The sequence below is a fragment of the Rhodococcus sp. NPDC060176 genome, assembly GCF_042728675.1.
GTDB lineage: Bacteria > Actinomycetota > Actinomycetes > Mycobacteriales > Mycobacteriaceae > Rhodococcus_F.
Genome location: NZ_JBHWYS010000004.1, coordinates 412,811 through 428,006, shown reverse-complemented (window position 1 = coordinate 428,006; position 15,196 = coordinate 412,811). Strand labels below are relative to the sequence as shown.

16 protein-coding genes are annotated in these 15,196 nt (G+C 61.0%); 13 read left to right on the top strand and 3 right to left on the bottom strand.

Features of this window, described 5'->3' with window-relative positions:
- Positions 1–136: 136 nt before the first annotated feature.
- Positions 137–955 carry a pentapeptide repeat-containing protein gene (locus ACFWEM_RS21630; protein ID WP_378536859.1) on the top strand — a complete coding sequence of 273 codons (819 nt, stop codon included), beginning with the start codon at positions 137–139 and terminating at the stop codon, positions 953–955.
- A gap of 22 nt (positions 956–977) precedes the next feature.
- Here the strand turns inward: ACFWEM_RS21630 and ACFWEM_RS21625 are convergent, their stop codons facing one another.
- Positions 978–1,286 (bottom strand): DUF6191 domain-containing protein, encoded by a 309-nt coding sequence (locus tag ACFWEM_RS21625; RefSeq protein WP_007731580.1) that lies wholly within the window; start codon positions 1,284–1,286, stop codon positions 978–980.
- A gap of 133 nt (positions 1,287–1,419) precedes the next feature.
- Here ACFWEM_RS21625 and ACFWEM_RS21620 point away from each other — a divergent pair, with 133 nt between their 5' ends.
- The 6 genes from ACFWEM_RS21620 (at position 1,420) to ACFWEM_RS21595 (ending at position 6,091) form a co-directional block, all read left to right on the top strand.
- Positions 1,420–2,091 carry a response regulator transcription factor gene (locus tag ACFWEM_RS21620; RefSeq protein ID WP_378536857.1) on the top strand — a complete coding sequence of 224 codons (672 nt, stop codon included), beginning with the start codon at positions 1,420–1,422 and terminating at the stop codon, positions 2,089–2,091.
- A 39-nt stretch (positions 2,092–2,130) separates the two neighbouring features.
- The gene (locus tag ACFWEM_RS21615) at positions 2,131–2,910 is read left to right on the top strand and encodes a helix-turn-helix domain-containing protein (RefSeq protein WP_378536855.1); all 780 of its coding nucleotides are present in this window, start codon (positions 2,131–2,133) and stop codon (positions 2,908–2,910) included.
- A gap of 66 nt (positions 2,911–2,976) precedes the next feature.
- A complete protein-coding gene (locus tag ACFWEM_RS21610) occupies positions 2,977–3,537 on the top strand; it encodes a TIGR03086 family metal-binding protein (RefSeq protein ID WP_378536853.1) in 561 nt (186 codons plus the stop codon).
- A gap of 51 nt (positions 3,538–3,588) precedes the next feature.
- Complete coding sequence (locus ACFWEM_RS21605) at positions 3,589–4,197, top strand: TetR/AcrR family transcriptional regulator (protein ID WP_378445644.1); 609 nt, start codon at positions 3,589–3,591, stop codon at positions 4,195–4,197.
- A gap of 1 nt (position 4,198) precedes the next feature.
- Positions 4,199–5,095, top strand: coding sequence for a tRNA glutamyl-Q(34) synthetase GluQRS (gene gluQRS, locus ACFWEM_RS21600; protein WP_378536850.1), 897 nt, complete (start codon positions 4,199–4,201; stop codon positions 5,093–5,095).
- Positions 5,096–5,350: 255 nt separating this feature from the next.
- Positions 5,351–6,091 carry an EAL domain-containing protein gene (locus ACFWEM_RS21595; RefSeq protein ID WP_378536848.1) on the top strand — a complete coding sequence of 247 codons (741 nt, stop codon included), beginning with the start codon at positions 5,351–5,353 and terminating at the stop codon, positions 6,089–6,091.
- 12 nt (positions 6,092–6,103) lie between these two features.
- Here the strand turns inward: ACFWEM_RS21595 and ACFWEM_RS21590 are convergent, their stop codons facing one another.
- Positions 6,104–6,772: a DUF4190 domain-containing protein gene (locus ACFWEM_RS21590; RefSeq protein ID WP_378536846.1), complete on the bottom strand. Its 669-nt coding sequence runs from the start codon at positions 6,770–6,772 to the stop codon at positions 6,104–6,106.
- A gap of 130 nt (positions 6,773–6,902) precedes the next feature.
- Here ACFWEM_RS21590 and ACFWEM_RS21585 point away from each other — a divergent pair, with 130 nt between their 5' ends.
- The 3 genes from ACFWEM_RS21585 (at position 6,903) to ACFWEM_RS21575 (ending at position 9,458) form a co-directional block, all read left to right on the top strand.
- Positions 6,903–7,619, top strand: a complete 717-nt coding sequence (locus tag ACFWEM_RS21585) for an RDD family protein (protein ID WP_378536844.1) — start codon at positions 6,903–6,905, stop codon at positions 7,617–7,619.
- An 8-nt stretch (positions 7,620–7,627) separates the two neighbouring features.
- Entirely contained in the window at positions 7,628–8,605 is a 978-nt protein-coding gene (locus ACFWEM_RS21580) for a hypothetical protein (RefSeq protein ID WP_378536840.1), read from the top strand.
- 118 nt (positions 8,606–8,723) lie between these two features.
- Positions 8,724–9,458: a queuosine precursor transporter gene (locus tag ACFWEM_RS21575; protein WP_378536837.1), complete on the top strand. Its 735-nt coding sequence runs from the start codon at positions 8,724–8,726 to the stop codon at positions 9,456–9,458.
- Here ACFWEM_RS21575 and tgt read toward each other — a convergent pair.
- Positions 9,449–10,738: a tRNA guanosine(34) transglycosylase Tgt gene (gene tgt, locus ACFWEM_RS21570; protein WP_378536834.1), complete on the bottom strand. Its 1,290-nt coding sequence runs from the start codon at positions 10,736–10,738 to the stop codon at positions 9,449–9,451. The two genes, ACFWEM_RS21575 and tgt, sit on opposite strands and share 10 nt — an antisense overlap.
- A 181-nt stretch (positions 10,739–10,919) precedes the next feature.
- Between tgt and ACFWEM_RS21565 the strand changes: the two genes are divergently transcribed.
- The 3 genes from ACFWEM_RS21565 to ACFWEM_RS21555 all read left to right on the top strand — a co-directional run bounded on the left by ACFWEM_RS21565 (position 10,920) and on the right by ACFWEM_RS21555 (position 15,156).
- Complete coding sequence (locus ACFWEM_RS21565) at positions 10,920–11,702, top strand: enoyl-CoA hydratase/isomerase family protein (RefSeq protein ID WP_378536831.1); 783 nt, start codon at positions 10,920–10,922, stop codon at positions 11,700–11,702.
- A 26-nt stretch (positions 11,703–11,728) separates the two neighbouring features.
- Complete coding sequence (locus ACFWEM_RS21560) at positions 11,729–12,700, top strand: ABC transporter substrate-binding protein (RefSeq protein WP_378536828.1); 972 nt, start codon at positions 11,729–11,731, stop codon at positions 12,698–12,700.
- A 119-nt stretch (positions 12,701–12,819) separates the two neighbouring features.
- Positions 12,820–15,156, top strand: a complete 2,337-nt coding sequence (locus ACFWEM_RS21555) for a CoA transferase (protein ID WP_378536825.1) — start codon at positions 12,820–12,822, stop codon at positions 15,154–15,156.
- The last annotated feature ends 40 nt before the right edge of the window (positions 15,157–15,196 follow it).

Here is a 15,196-nt window from a genome sequence, read left to right as displayed (position 1 = left end):
GCCCCCCGGCTTCGAATCGACGTGCGAAAAAGCAGAGTAACAGCGCATCGACTGCTTTAGAACCACGCAATTTCGTTTGACAGACTCACAAACCCGAAGACACACTTTCCGTCCAACCCAAAGATCGGGAGTACGCGTGATTGCCGGCCAGACCAATCTGCTCGCAGATTGCAGCAGTTGCTTCGGCCTGTGCTGCGTCGCGCTCCCCTTTTCCAAGTCTTCCGACTTCGCGACCAACAAGAATGCCGGCGACCCCTGCAAGAACCTGCAGGAGGATTTCGGTTGCGGCATTCACACTGGATTGCGAAAGAAGGGCTTCACCGGTTGCACCGTCTACGACTGTTTCGGTGCGGGACAGAAGGTTTCACAGCAGACCTACCACGGCGTCAGCTGGCGTGACGCCACTGAGACCGGGTCGGACATGTTCGAAACCTTCCCTGTCGTACGCCAATTGCACGAACTGCTCTGGTATCTCGCCGAAGCCCGCTCGCTGAAGCAGACCCACTCGATTCGGAAGGAACTCGACGCTGCACTCGCAGAGACCGAAACCCTGACCAACGGCACACCTTCGCAGATTCAAGCCGTCGAAGTCTCAGCACACCGAGCGGCAGTCAACACCCTGCTCTTGCAGACGGGTGACCTTGTGCGATCACCGATTTCAGGCAAGAAGAGTCGCAAACTCGACCACCGCGGCGCAGACCTCATCGGCGCCAAACTTCGTGGTTCCGATCTACGCGGGGCCAACTTTCGCGGGACCTATCTGATCGGGGCAGACCTCCGCGGCTGCGATCTCGATCGAGCCGACCTGATCGGCGCAGACTTACGCGGCACCGACATTCGCGGTGCAAAACTCCGCGGCAGCATCTTTCTCACTCAGTTCCAGATCAACGCGGCGATCGGCGATTCGGCTACCACGCTTCCCGATTCGTTGAGCCGCCCCAGCCACTGGGCCTGAGCCAGACGACTGTTGGCGACTGTCAACTCCGTCGACGGAGCACAACCTTGTTGGCTTCCGGATCGACGGACACCCACGGCGGGTCACCGTCTGTTCCGTCCTCACGATGCATCAACGCACTCTGCCGTTGCTCGAATTCATGGTGCTTTGATCCCTGAAACAAGGCAGCAACCTCTTCGAAACCCGCGGCCGATACCGGACGAGTCGTGCGTCCCCGGGTCCACGGCAGTGCCCGGCCGCCGGTGAGCCGGTTCCAGAGAGTCTCGGCGAATGCGAACAGGACCAGAAGCACGAGCAAGCCTGGCAGCGTCAACGCAAACAGAGTGCCCATGAGAGAAGTCTAGCCACTGACGCCCCCAATTCCGCGACTTCCGATTGGCCTACTTTGCCTGGCTCCTCGGTCCATGATCTGCAACAATGCAAGCTGTTACGACTAGTAACACCTTCGGGGGGAGGATTTTCACGTGAGTTTGATACTTGCAGCTACTGATCGTGCGGAGCTTGTCCAGACACTCGGAACCGAATTAGTATATTTCGGGCACCAGGTACAGCTCGCCCGCACCGGGCGTCGACTACTCGACGACCTGGACACCGACAGTTTCGACATCGCCGTGATCGACCTACTGTTGCCCGACATCGACGGCTACGAGATCGCACGACAGATCCGCTTGCGAAGTTCGATGCCGATCATCATGTTGGTGGACACCCTCGAGGACATCGACGAAGCACCTCATCGCGCTGTTTCGGACTTCGTGCTGAATCCGATCGATTCTCACGCGCTCGATCTTCGAGTCACCGCAATTCTTCGTGAAACCACACACCCCACTGCCGGCAAACACCTACGTCACGGTGACCTACTCCTCGATCGACGTGCGATGACGGCGACGATGGGCGGAAAGCTGCTGGTCCTCAGCCGGACCGAATGGCGAGTGCTCCTGGAACTGTCAACCGAGCCGGGGCGTGTGTACTCGCGTGATCACCTGATCCGAAACGTCTGGGGTTCCGCCCACGAAAAGACGCGTGTGGTCGACGCGACCATTCTCAGCCTGCGGTCCAAACTCGAATCCGATCCCGCGAAACCGAAATACATCAAAACGATTCGGGGGTTCGGATACCGCTTCGGCCCGGTCGACTGAACTCACCTTCGTGTCGGTGCCGCTCGATAAGCTCTTGCCATGGGTTGGTACACACCACAATCGGTCGCCCCGGATCTCTCCGACATCCTGGTGTGCGGCTGGACGGCGTGTGCAGAAGGCGAGCACCTCCTCGTGCCCGATGCGTGCATGGACGTGCTGTGGATACGTGGCGTCGGCATTCGCGTCTGTGGCCCCGAAACCGCTGCATGGTCGTTCACTCTTCCGCCCGGAACACGCTCCGTGGGTGTTCGATTCCGCCCTGGATCAGCATCGCCCATGCTGCGAACTTCGGCGTCCGAGCTTCGGGATTCTCGCGCCGACCTCGGCGATGTAACCGACGCACGTACAGAACGAATACTGTTGAACCGCTTGGAGAATTCCGAAGACCACAAACAGGTCTCCATCCTCGAAGATGCTGTTCGAAGTTGGGCAAGTTCGAGTTTCCGTCACGATCCGGTGATCAACCATGTTCGCACCGCACTGTCCGAACATTCGTGGAATGTCAGCTCGCTCGCCGACGCGGCGGCCCTGACGTCGCGCCAACTCCAGCGTCGTTGCAACGACGCCTTCGGATACGGCCCTGCAACGCTGCGCTCGATCCTGCGTCTCCAGCGCTTCATGGCACTCGCTCGCAGTCGACCCGCGTTGGGACTCGCTGAATCCGCTGCCCACTGCGGGTTCAGCGATCAGGCCCACTTGACGCGTGAATGCCGCCGAATCTCGTCGCTGACCCCGGCGGCTCTACTCCGAACCCAAGCCCCCGACTGGCACGGGTCGGATACCGTCGTCGCTCTGACCGAGGGCGACGCGGTCGCATAGGCGAGCTACTTGCCGATGTCCGAAATAATCAATCATGAAGCGCTGTGGCGGTGAAGGATTGTTGTCATGACTTCAACAGAGATCTCCCCCGCCCAACGCTATCGGGATCTGGCCGCCGAATTCACGGCGCGGATCGACGCTGTACCCGCAGATCGCTGGGGCAACGATTCCCCCTGCGAGGGCTGGACCGCCCGCGACGTGGTGAGGCACGTGCTCGACAGCGAACGAGACATGGTCAAGGTAGTCGGCCTGGAATTGGCACCCGGTCCGTCGGTTGACGACGACCCGTCCGCGGCCTGGGCGGCCGTGCGCGATTCGATGCAGGCAATTCTGGACGACCCGGCAAAGTCCACCCTCGAATACGACGGGCACTTCGGCAGGACCAACCTCGGAGCCACGGTCGAAGGGTTTTTGTGTTTCGATCTGGTCATCCACGGTTGGGACCTCGCGGCCGCAACCGGCACCGATACGGCGATGCGAGACGCGGACGTGGACTGGGTGTCGGAGATCGCCGCGGGCCTGGGCGACTCGATCCGCATGAGCGGCGTGTGCGGCCCGGAAGTACAGGTTCCGGACAACGCTGACAAAGCGACGAAACTCCTTGCCTTCCTCGGCCGGAAGGCGTGAAAAAGCACCCCTGACGTGGGCATTACTTCCATACACATGTAATGTCGCGGTATGCCAGAGCGTCGAAAATCCTCCACGAGTCCAGACCTGCTTGCGGCGGCATTGTTCGACGTCGCCGCAGAATCCGGACTGGAAAATGCCAGCGTTCGCGAGGTCGCAAAACGGGCGGGCGTCTCGATCGGCGCGGTGCAACATCATTTTTCGACCAAGGACGAGATGTTCGCATTTGCACTGCGAACACTCGTCGATCGATTGTTGACAAGACTGGCCGAGTCGTCCGCCGACGCGGACCCGCACGCCTCTCTGTTCCAGGCGCTCTCGCAACTGCTTCCCCTCGACGAACAACGCACGCGCGAAGCTCATGTGCTCGCCGCCTTTGCCGTGCGTGCCGCAACCAGTGAGTCACTCTCCGAAATCCGCCGGACAACTCTGTTCACAATCCGCACCGGCATCTCGACGGTATTGATCGGGATCGGAACTCCAGAAGCGGAAACCAGAGCGGCACTTCTGCTTTCAACCGTCAACGGATTGGCACTCGACGCACTCGGAAGTCCCGCAATGTATCCGCCGCAGTACCTCGATCACGCTTTGGAAACCGCGATCCGCCTCACCCTGCACGACGCCGAGAACCCGCTCGCTTCCGTCGGGCTCGCCAGCTGACGTGGCAGGAGCAGGGCGCTTCGCGCCGAGCCCGTCCGGCGATCTCCATCTGGGAAACCTCCGGACTGCCCTCCTGGCCTGGCTGTTCGCCCGCACCAGCGGGCGCGACTTCCTCATTCGGGTAGAGGATCTCGATCGTGTCCGACCCGGAGCGATGGAACGGCAACTCGACGATCTGCGTAGGCTCGGCCTCACCTGGGACGGCCCAGTCGTCTTACAGTCACATCGTCTTCCCTTGTACCACAAGGCTATCGAACTATTACGCGAGCGTGACCTGACCTATCCTTGCTTCTGCACACGCAAGGAAATCCTGCAGGCACCGTCCGCTCCCCATGCTCCCGACGGCGCCTACCCCGGCACGTGTCGGAACCTTTCGGAGGCCGAACGCGCCGAGAAATCGGCAAGTGGCCGATCCCCCGCGCTGAGGCTACGGGCCGGCATCGACTCGTTCACCGTCCATGACGAACTGTTCGGCGAGGTGACGGGACAAGTCGACGACGTTGTCCTGCTCCGCGGTGACGGCGTACCCGCCTACAACCTCGCCGTTGTCGTCGACGACGGCGCGCAGAACATCGACCAAGTGGTCCGCGGCGACGACCTCCTGACCTCGGCTCCACGCCAGGCCTACCTCGCTCGACTGCTCGACATCGATCCACCGTCGTACGCCCACGTTCCTCTCGCTTTGAACAGTGAAGGCAAACGCCTCGCGAAGCGCGACGGCGCAGTGACTCTTGCAGATCAACTCGAGGCCGGACGCAGTGCTGCACAGGTTCTGACGATGATCGCGTCGAGCATCGGCCTCGCCGAACCCGGCGAAGTTGTCACACCACCACTATTGGCGGATCGATTCGATTCTCGGAAGATCCCCCGGACCCCGTGGATTTTCCCGGCGAAGTAAGTGAAGGATCGATTGGCACCTCGTCGGGACAAAAGCTCGATTGTCCGATATACCAAAGCCGTCCGCAATAGCTATTCGTTGGCAATTCTCGAATAGTGAAGTACGGTCAAGACTGGCGAAGGCAGTTCAGGGCGAGTGATCCCTGCAAAACTACGCCCGGGATCTGAACCTGGAATCCGACCGCAGTACCCACTTGCAGCATCCACGCTGACACGCACGTGCGGCACGGGCGACTCAGGACGAAAAGGAATGCGCATGGTCCGCGAGCTTCGCGAGGCACTCGACGACCATCAATTCGAGGTGTTGTATCAACCCCAGGTCAATCTGAACTCGTCAGCAATTATCAGCTATGAAGCCCTTCTGCGGTGGCGCCATCCACTTCGAGGGTTGATCGAGCCTCAAGATTTCATGCGCTCCGCCGAGTCTTCCGGACTCATCATTCCCATCGGATTACAAGCTCTGGACATGATTTGCGCCCAGACAGCGTCGTGGCCCGAGCACATGATGGTCGCTGTCAACTTTTCGCCTCGCCAACTCGCTACCCCGCACGCCGCTCACGAAATCCTCGGAGCGCTCGACAGTTCACAAACCCCACTGAGCAGAATCATCGTGGAAGTCACCGAACTCGGCGTCGTCGGTCGGCATGCCGCCGAGACTCTTCACATTCTGCACAACGAAGGAATTCGAATTGCCCTCGATGATTTCGGGGCGGGCTTCGCGTCGTTCTCCGCGTTGTCGGAATTGCCGCTCGACATTCTCAAGATCGACCAATCGTTGACCTGGGCGGTCAGCGCAGCGGGTCGTGCTGGAGAGCGCGCCTTCATGGTCATGGAGTCCATCGCCGGCATCGCTAGGAAGCTCGGGCTCGATTCGATAGCCGAGGGCGTCGAAACCGCCGAACACGCAGCCAACGTCTTGCGCGCCGGCTGCGACATGGGCCAGGGTTATTACTTCGGTAAGCCACTTCCTGCGTCGTCCATCGTCACTCCCGTGTGAGCGCTCGCCACTTCAGTACGACGACGATGCACTCGCTATGAGTGCGACTACGAGAATCACGGCAAAAATTGCCAAGAAGGCGGCGCCGACCGCAATTCCGGCTATCGCAAGCCCGCGTCCCTGTTGACCTGTCTGCTTGATTTGATTGAGCGCGACAATACCCAAGATGATTCCGACGATTCCGCCGAGACTGTAGAAGCAACCGCCCGCAAGTGACACAACCAGCGATGCAATTGCAAGACCGTTGGTGCCGACCGGCTGCATCGGCGGTGCGTACCCACCCGCGAATTGATTCGGCTGACCGTACGGGTTCGGAGGTTGGCCATACTGAGCCTGTCCGTATTGACCTTGTCCGTATTGAGCTTGTCCGTATTGTCCGGGTTGCTGATATTGATTCTGCTGATATTGATTCTGCGGCCCGAAATTCTGCGGCGGCAGGTACGGGTTCGGTTCACCGATTCCGCCCGGCTGGGGGTTATCACCGGGCGGGTTGTACGACGGCGGCGGATAACCCGGGTACTGCTCGTTGGGAGTGGTATATCCGGGAACTTCAGGTGAAGACTGCGTTTCGGACGGGGACACGCCGTACCCCTCGGGAGGCAGGCTCGGAAATTCTCCGTATCCAGGTTTTGCCTGGTAATCGCTCGAAGAATCGTCGTTGTTGCCCCCGGAACTCGTCATACAACGCAGCCTAAACCACAGGTGACCTCCGAATCCAAGTGAGCAGATGTCATCCACATAGCTCTTTGATCCCAGTAGGGTCATATCCACTGTCACACTCGAGCGCGATATTTACGACTGAGGGGAACACATGACAACCGGCGGGTACGACCCCAACCAGAATCCAGAGGGCGGGAAGCAATTCCCACCCCAGGATCCATATGGCCAGCAGGGAACACCTCCTCCCGGAAGTTACCCACCTCCCGCCGGTCCTCCGCAGGGAGGCAGCTACCCGCCTCCTCCGCAGGGCGGGAACTTCCCGCCGCCTCAAGGTGGTAACTACCCGCCGCCCGGTGGATACCCGCCGCCTCCGCAGGGTGGCAACTTCCCGCCGCCGCAGTTCAACGACCAGGGTGCGTACGGGGCAGGAAACCGGCTGCCTTCTGGTGCCGAAGCCGGTGGACTTGGTATTCGATTCGGCGCTCGCGTCATCGACGCCATCATCGTCGGAATCGTCGCCATTATCTTGACGGTTCTGGTTAGTGATCTGGGAAATGTTCTTGTCAGCGGACTCTTCTCGGGAATTCTGACCTTCGCCTACTTCATCGCAATGGAAGTAACGCAGGGTCGGACTCTGGGAAAGATGATTCTGGGCCTTTCAGTACACGGTCCGGGCGGCGCACCTCGCCCCTCCGTCCAGCAGTCTGCGATTCGCAACGCCTTCACGTTGCTCTCGATCATTCCGATCATCGGCGGAATCCTCGCGTTGGTCGCCTACATCGTCATCGCGGTCACGATCAACAACAGCCCCACCAAGCAGGGCAAGCATGACGAGCTCGCTGGTGGAACTCAGGTAGTCAAGGGTTAGGTGCGCATATGACAACCGGTGGGCACGACCCCAACCAGAATCCCGAGGACGGAAAGCAATTCCCGCCCCAGGATCCCTACGGCCAGCAGGGAACGCCTCCTCCAGGGAGCTATCCCCCGCCGGCGGGGCCTCCGCAGGGCGGAAGCTACCCGCCGCCCGGTGGATACCCCCCACCTCCTCAAGGTGGCAATTACCCGCCGCCAGGTGGATATCCGCCGCCGCCTCAAGGCGGAAGCTATCCCCCTCCCGGCGGAAACTATCCGCCGCCTGGTGGATACCCGCCACCTCCCGGAGGTGCCAACTTCCCGCCGCCGCCCGCCAATGACTACGGCGCAGGATTCGGTGGACCACAGCTTTCTGTGGGTGCCGCGCTGAGTTACGGCTGGGAACGCTTCAAGAACAATGCGTTGACCTGGATCGGCATCACTGTTGTCGCGGGCTTGATTTCGTTTGGCATCAACCTGTTGTTCGGTGGCTTCGATTTCTCGACCGACGGTTCGACCTCGGTGTCTGCGTTGAGCATCATCGGCGGATTGGTCTCGATCGTCGTCAGCATCCTGATCCAGGCTGCCTACGTTCGAGGTGCCCTCCACGAAGTCGACGGCAACAAGCCTGCATTCGGTTCCTTCTTCCAGTTCTCGAACATCGGCGCCGTTATTCTGGCGAGCATCTTGGTCGGGTTTGCGGTAGCGATCGGCCTCGTCCTGCTGATCATTCCGGGCATCGTCATCGCATTCCTGACCTATTTCACGCTGCAGTTCGTGATAGATCAGGATCAAGATCCCGTCACCGCAATCAAGTCGAGCGCCAGCGTCATCTCCAAGAATGTCGGCCCGCTGCTTCTCCTGGCACTCGCGGCAATCGGCATCAACCTCGTTGGCGCACTGCTCTGCGGTCTCGGATTGCTGGTCACCGGTCCGGTCACTCTCATCGCCGGCACCTATGCGTATCGCGTCATCACAGGACGCTTCGTAGCAGCACTCTGATCAGGCTTCATCCCGTCACTGAAGGCCCTGCGGTTCCACGTGAAACCGCAGGGCCTTCGGTGTGTTCTGCACAACTGGACGGTCGCCAACTCGCATCCGAGCGCCTTGTGGTGCTTGGATGACGGACGTGACAGCTCAGGATCAGCAAGACGAATCGACCCACGAAACCAAATTTGCGCACGTCAGCCGGGGTTATTACCCGACGATCGTCGCGCTCTTCACCGCAACGCTGCTGATCTCGAACGTGGCGGCGACCAAGGGGGTCGCCTTCTTTGCGGATTCCGACTTCTCGCTCGGTCCCTTGCAGATTCTGCCCATCATCACCGATGGTGGATTCTTCTTGTTCCCGCTCGCCTACGTCCTCGGTGACGTGCTCAGCGAGGTCTACGGCTTCAAAGCGACCCGACGCGCGATCTACCTGGGCTTCGGCGCACTGATCCTTGCTGCCGCGTGCTTCTGGATTGCCGTGCAGCTCCCGTCGGCAGAGTTCTACGAAAACCAGGCCGCCCTCGAAACCGTAGTGGGCGTCATTCCCCGGCTACTGGTCGCAGGCTTGGCCGCCTACCTCGTCGGCCAGCTCCTGAACTCCCTGGTGCTGGTCATGATGAAAAAGCGCATGCAGGAGAGGCACCTGTGGGCGCGCCTGATCGGCTCGACCGTCGTCGGCGAATTCGCCGATACCCTCATCTTCTGTTCCATCGCAGCCGGTGTCATCGGCATCAGCACGTGGGAAGACTTCATCAACTACGTGTTGGTCGGCTTCCTGTGGAAAACGCTTGTCGAGGTACTGGTCATGCCGATCACCTACCGCGTCATCGCCTACGTGAAAAAGCGCGAACCGACCTACGCTTGAGGTGCAGGCGTCTTCGCCGCGTAGAACTTTCCGAGCATGTCCGCTTTGAAGTCGTGGAAATACCCACCTTCGATGCTGGCTCGGATGTCGTCGACCAACTTCACGGTGAATCGCTCGTTGTGGATGGTGCAGAGCGTCGACGCGAGCATTTCCTTCGCCTTGAAGAGGTGATGGATGTACGCGCGGGTGTAGTTGGCGCAGGTGTAGCAGTCGCACTCGTCGTCGATAGGTGTGAAGTCGCGGCGGAACCGGCTGGTGTTGATGTTGAACCGGCCGGAACGGACGTAAATCGCAGCATTGCGAGCAACACGCGACGGGTTGACGCAGTCGAAGGTGTCCGCACCGTTCTCGATTGCGACGAAGAAGTCGTCCGGTTCGCTGATCCCGAGCATGTGACGCGGCTTCTTCTCGGGTAGTTCCTCGTTGCACCAGCGCACGATCGTTCCGAGGTTCTGCTTCTCCAAGGCACCGCCGATGCCGTAACCGTCGAAGCCGTATCCGTTCTCGCCTTCGATCGACTCGAGGCCACGGCAGGCCTGACGACGCAGATCCTCGTACTGCGCGCCTTGGATCACGCCGAAGAGTGCCTGGTAGGGCTTGTCGGCGCGTTCGGCGGTGAGCTTCTCATGCTCGTTGATGCAGCGGATCGCCCACGCCTGCGTGCGCTCGACCGATCGCTCCTGGTAGCCGCGGGTGTTGAGCAGCGTAGTGAGCTCGTCGAACGCGAACATGATGTCGGCGCCGAGTTGATGCTGGATCTGCATCGACACCTCGGGGGTGAAGCGATGCTTGCTGCCGTCGAGGTGCGATTTGAACGTCACGCCCTCGTCGTCGACCGTCGCGAGACGCTCTTTGCCCTTCGCGATGACGTCGTCGGACTGCACACCGACGGCCTCCATCGCGAGCACCTTCTTGAACCCGACGCCAAGAGACATCACCTGAAAGCCGCCGCTGTCGGTGAAGGTGGGGCCGTCCCAGTTCATGAACTTGCCCAGCCCGCCGGCCTCGTCGACGATGTCGGGTCCCGGCTGCAGGTACAGGTGGTACGCATTGGCGAGCACCGACTGCGCACCGAGTTCCTTCATGGACTCGGGCAGCACGGCCTTGACCGTGGCCTTGGTTCCGACGGCCACGAACGACGGCGTCGCGATGTCGCCGTGCGGTGTGTGGATGGTGCCGGTACGTCCGAGCCTGTCCTCGAGCCTGGTCCCTATCGTGAAAATCGACTCGGGACGCTTCGAAGGAGACGCGCCGGGCTGAGGCTGTACTGCAGAATTCACGGGTTCAATCCTGTCACAGCCACGATCACAGCAAGAGAAACGTCCCGCGCGATCACTGTTCGGCATCGGTCTACTGAACGAACCCGGGCAGTATCGCCGTGTGAGGGTCCCGCTCCATACTTCCCTGGGCACACCCCCGACTCGACCGGTGTACACCGCCATCCCGCTGACAGGAGCTCACTTGACGAGACAGACCTACAACTTCGTCACCGTCGACGTCACACACTCGATTGCCACCGTCGTCATCGACAAACCTCCCGCCAACGCGTTCAATCCCAGCCTGATCGCCGAGCTTCTGGATTTACTGCCGACACTCGCGTCAGATCAAAGCGTCCGTGCCATTGTCATCACGGGTACGGGCCGCTTCTTCATCGCCGGTGCAGACATCACCGTGATGCGCGAGCTGACGGAAGAAACTCAGCGCGCGATGCGCCCGTGGGTCGACGTACAGCGGATCCTAGAGGCGGCTCCCAAACCTGTTGTCGCGAAGATCAACGGGCACGCACTCGGCGGTGGAGCAGAACTGACGTTGGCGTGCGACTTCCGCATCATGGCGCAGTCGGCGACCATCGGCTTCCCCGAGATCGGACTTGGGCTATTTCCGGGTGCCGGTGGCAGCCAACGACTTCCACGCCTCATCGGTGCTCACCGAGCCAAAGTGCTCATGATCGAAGGCAAGCGGCTCAGCGCCGAGCATGCACTCGATATCGGCCTGGTCGACACCGTCGTTGCAGACGCCGACCTCGATGCGCATTGCGCAGACCTCGCACGCGAACTCGCGTCGAAACCCACTGCCACCATCGGAATGATCAAACGCATTGTCGACGAAGGCATGTCGTTGCCGCTCGATCAAGCGCTGGACCTCGAATTCGAGGCAGTGCTCGAACTGATCAAGACGGACGACGCCGCTGAGGGACTTCAGTCATTCCTCGACAAGCGGTCCCCCACCTTCACCGGACACTGACAGCTCCCATTTACCGAGAGGCCATCATGCTCAACAAATTTCAGAAGAAATGGGTGGGCGCAGTCGCTTCTCTCGCCGCCCTGACGATCGCCGTCAGCGGATGCACCCGCCCCGCTACCGACAACTCCGCCGAAAGTGATGGCCTGGTACGGATCGCGGTAGGTGTAGACCCGTCGTACGCCCCGATTTTCCTCGCCGACCACGAGGGCATGTTCGAGGCCGCCGGCCTCGACGTCCAGGTCATCCAGACCGAAGGCGGGGCAGCCGGCGCCCAGAACGTCGTAGCCGGAACCTCGGAACTCTCCGGCAATGCCGACTCGACGGCACTGTCCGTCATGGCCGCCAATCCGAGCCTGCGGGCGCTGGGCGTATTTCAGGAATCCGACCGGTACTTCCAGGTTGTACTGAGGAACGGCGTCGAACCGAAGTCGATCAAGACCATGGGCGTCTTCCCCGGCATCGGTCTCTACTTCACGAACCAGTACCTGGCCAGTCTCGGCATCGACCCCACGACGGTCACACTCGTGAGCACAAGCCCGCCCGAACAGCCTGCTTTGCTGGCGCGCGGTGACATCGACGGCTTCCTGTCCTTCGACCCCTGGGTGACGCAGAGTGTCAATACCGGTGGACGCGTCGTCGCCACGACCGGCGACTTCGGCGCCAAGTACGCGCAGTGGATCATCGCTTCGGACAACTGGTTGTCCGCGAACGAAGAAACCGCAGGCAAGGTGTTCAAGGTGATCTCCGAAGCGTCGGCAATCGTGAACTCGGATCCCGATCGGGCTGCAACCGCAATCGCCGCGGCCATCCAGATGGACCCGGCCGAAGCCGCAGACCGAGTGACCCAAATCGATTTCGGTGGACGCGGATTCACCGATGACGACGTGGAGCGCGCAAACGAACTTGTTGCGTTCTTCCGTGAGCAGGGCAAGATCTCCGCGGACATCGATCCGTCGGCTGTCCTCCTCTCGGGATGGGTCGAGCAGAACGCCGCCTGAGCGGAGAGTGAGAACGGGTCCGGTGGGCAGACCGAAATCATGTCGCCCACCGGCCCGTAGAACTACGTTCGACACCAGTCGGTTCGGCGATATCTTTCGATTGAAACGGAGTAGTTGTGGTGCATCCCCCGGTACGGGTCGTAGAGATTTCCAGTCCGTTTGCGCGATTCGCCGGGCGCATCCTGGTCGGGCTGGGTTTCGAGGTCATTCTGGTAGAACCACCCACCGGTGACCCCAGTCGCACCGAGTCCCAGGGTGATTCGTACTTGCATTGGCATGCAGGCAAGAAGTCCGTTGTCCTCGATATCGACAACAGCAACGATCGCCTCGCGTTCGAAACACTGCTGCGCAGTGCCGACGTCCTGCTCGACGGCAGCCCGGCCGGCGCTCTACCCGACAACCGAGGATCCCTCGTTCACGTACGAGTAACACCCTTCGGCACAACCGGACCGCGAAGTGACTGGAAGGCAACAAATCTGACCGTCGCAGCACTCGGCGGGATGATGGCCCAGGTCGGCGACCCCGAGCACCCTCCACTGCTGCTCCCCGAACTCCAGGCTGAGCAGCTCGCCGGAATCAATGCCGCAATCGGCGTGCTTCTCGGACTGCGTTCGCGATCCAAGGGCCAAAACCCGTTGCTGGAGATCAGCGCTCAGGAATGTGTTGCCGCCGCGCTGGAAGCGGGCACTCTTGCCTACATTCACGAGGACCGCGTCCCGCCGCGCCCGGGCCGGGTACATCCGCTCGTTCCGCACGGACTGTTCCAGGCCGCCGACGGTTATGTCGGTGGCGGCCTCGGCGGTAGCCCCCGCATGTGGGACGGCATGCTGGCCTGGTTGATCGACAACGATGCTCAGGACGATCTCGACCAACCCGAATGGTCTGACGCGGTCTACCGAAAGACGCATCAGGAACATATTTTCGACGTTCTGTCCGCCTTCATCGCGAAGTGGCCGAAGGAAGAATTCGCAGTCAGCGCGCAGTCACGCAAGTTGCCGTGGGCAGCGGTCGACCGGCCCGAAGAACTGCTGCGTAACCCGCAACTCAACGACCGGGACTTCTTCACCGACGTGACCGGCGATCACGGTACCTACCGCGATCTCGGGTTCGGCTTCGCTTTCCCCGAAGGCCGGCGCATCGGAACGCTCGAGGCTGCCCGGTTGGGTCAGCATCAGGAACTCTTGAAGGCCACCTCGCCTGTGGCAGTGAACGAAACCCACGAGTTCAGCGGTGACAGCACGCCCAGCCTCGAAGGTGTTCGCGTCCTGGATCTCACGTGGGTGCTGGCGGGCCCGTACGGCACCAGAATCCTTGCCGACCACGGCGCCGAGGTCATCAAGGTCGAATCGATCGGACGCCCGGACCCGACTCGCTTTGCACCGTTCATGCATCTCTCGCGTGGACCGCACGACAATCCGAACACCAGCGGGTACTTCAACGACGTCAACCGCAACAAGCGCAGCATCACACTCGATACCCGATCCGCAGAGGGTCTTTCGGTACTGCGCGACCTGATCAGGAACTCCGACGTCGTGGTCGAAAATTTCAGCTCGTCGGTCATGGACAAGATGGGGCTCGGCTACGAACAACTGCGGGAGCTCAACCCGGATATCATCTACGTGTCGATGTCCGGCATGGGTCACACCGGTCCTCGCAAGGACTGGGTGTCGTATGCCGACATCGTTTCGGCAAGTACCGGATTGACCGCACTGACCGGCTGGAACGCCGATGACGTTGTCGGAGTCATCTACGGCCACGGCGACATAGTCGCCGGACTGCAAGCCGGCGTCGCAGTGCTGGCAGCCCTCGACTACCGCGACCGGACCGGCCGGGGACAGCACGTTGACCTGTCACAACTCGAAGCCATGGCAGCGCACATGAGTACCAGCGTTCTTCGGGCCGCTCGGTCACAGTCCCCCGATCCGATCGGCAACAGCCATCACGAACTGGCACCACACGGCGTGTACCCGTGCCTCGGCAGCGACCGGTGGTGCTCGATTGCCGTTCGCGACACCACGGAATGGAATACATTGTGCCGCATCATCGGAGCAGAGAAATGGATCGACAATCCTGACTTCGCGAGTCCGGAAAGTCGCCAAGCCGATCACGAACGTATCGACGACGCCATCGCCGACTGGACCAGGACTCTGTCACCCGAAACAGTCATGGAACGCTTGCAATCGGCGGGTATTGCGGCCGGCACCATCCAGGACGGACGCGACCTGGTCGAGGGCGATCCACATCTTCGGGCACGCAGTTTCTATTTGGCGCAGGAACATCCCCTCGCCGGAACATTCCTCCACGAAGGCATCCCCGTTCGCCGGAACTCCGAACCCGGCTCGATCCGACGCGCTGCGCCGGTGCTGGGCGCGGACACCGACGACGTCCTCGAGTCGGTGCTCGGATACAGCGACGAACTGATCGCCGGACTTCGCGACCAGTCGATCCTGTCCTGACCGCACTCATATTCAGTACATCCATTCATAGATCGCTACT

Coding starts and splice junctions, on each gene's coding strand:
- ACFWEM_RS21625 (WP_007731580.1), bottom strand. CDS start 1,286: ATGGGCACTCTGTTTGCGTTGACGCTGCCAGGCTTGCTCGTGCTTCTG.
- ACFWEM_RS21615 (WP_378536855.1), top strand. CDS start 2,131: ATGGGTTGGTACACACCACAATCGGTCGCCCCGGATCTCTCCGACATC.
- ACFWEM_RS21610 (WP_378536853.1), top strand. CDS start 2,977: ATGACTTCAACAGAGATCTCCCCCGCCCAACGCTATCGGGATCTGGCC.
- ACFWEM_RS21605 (WP_378445644.1), top strand. CDS start 3,589: ATGCCAGAGCGTCGAAAATCCTCCACGAGTCCAGACCTGCTTGCGGCG.
- ACFWEM_RS21595 (WP_378536848.1), top strand. CDS start 5,351: ATGGTCCGCGAGCTTCGCGAGGCACTCGACGACCATCAATTCGAGGTG.
- ACFWEM_RS21590 (WP_378536846.1), bottom strand. CDS start 6,772: ATGACGAGTTCCGGGGGCAACAACGACGATTCTTCGAGCGATTACCAG.
- ACFWEM_RS21585 (WP_378536844.1), top strand. CDS start 6,903: ATGACAACCGGCGGGTACGACCCCAACCAGAATCCAGAGGGCGGGAAG.
- ACFWEM_RS21580 (WP_378536840.1), top strand. CDS start 7,628: ATGACAACCGGTGGGCACGACCCCAACCAGAATCCCGAGGACGGAAAG.
- ACFWEM_RS21575 (WP_378536837.1), top strand. CDS start 8,724: ATGACGGACGTGACAGCTCAGGATCAGCAAGACGAATCGACCCACGAA.
- ACFWEM_RS21560 (WP_378536828.1), top strand. CDS start 11,729: ATGCTCAACAAATTTCAGAAGAAATGGGTGGGCGCAGTCGCTTCTCTC.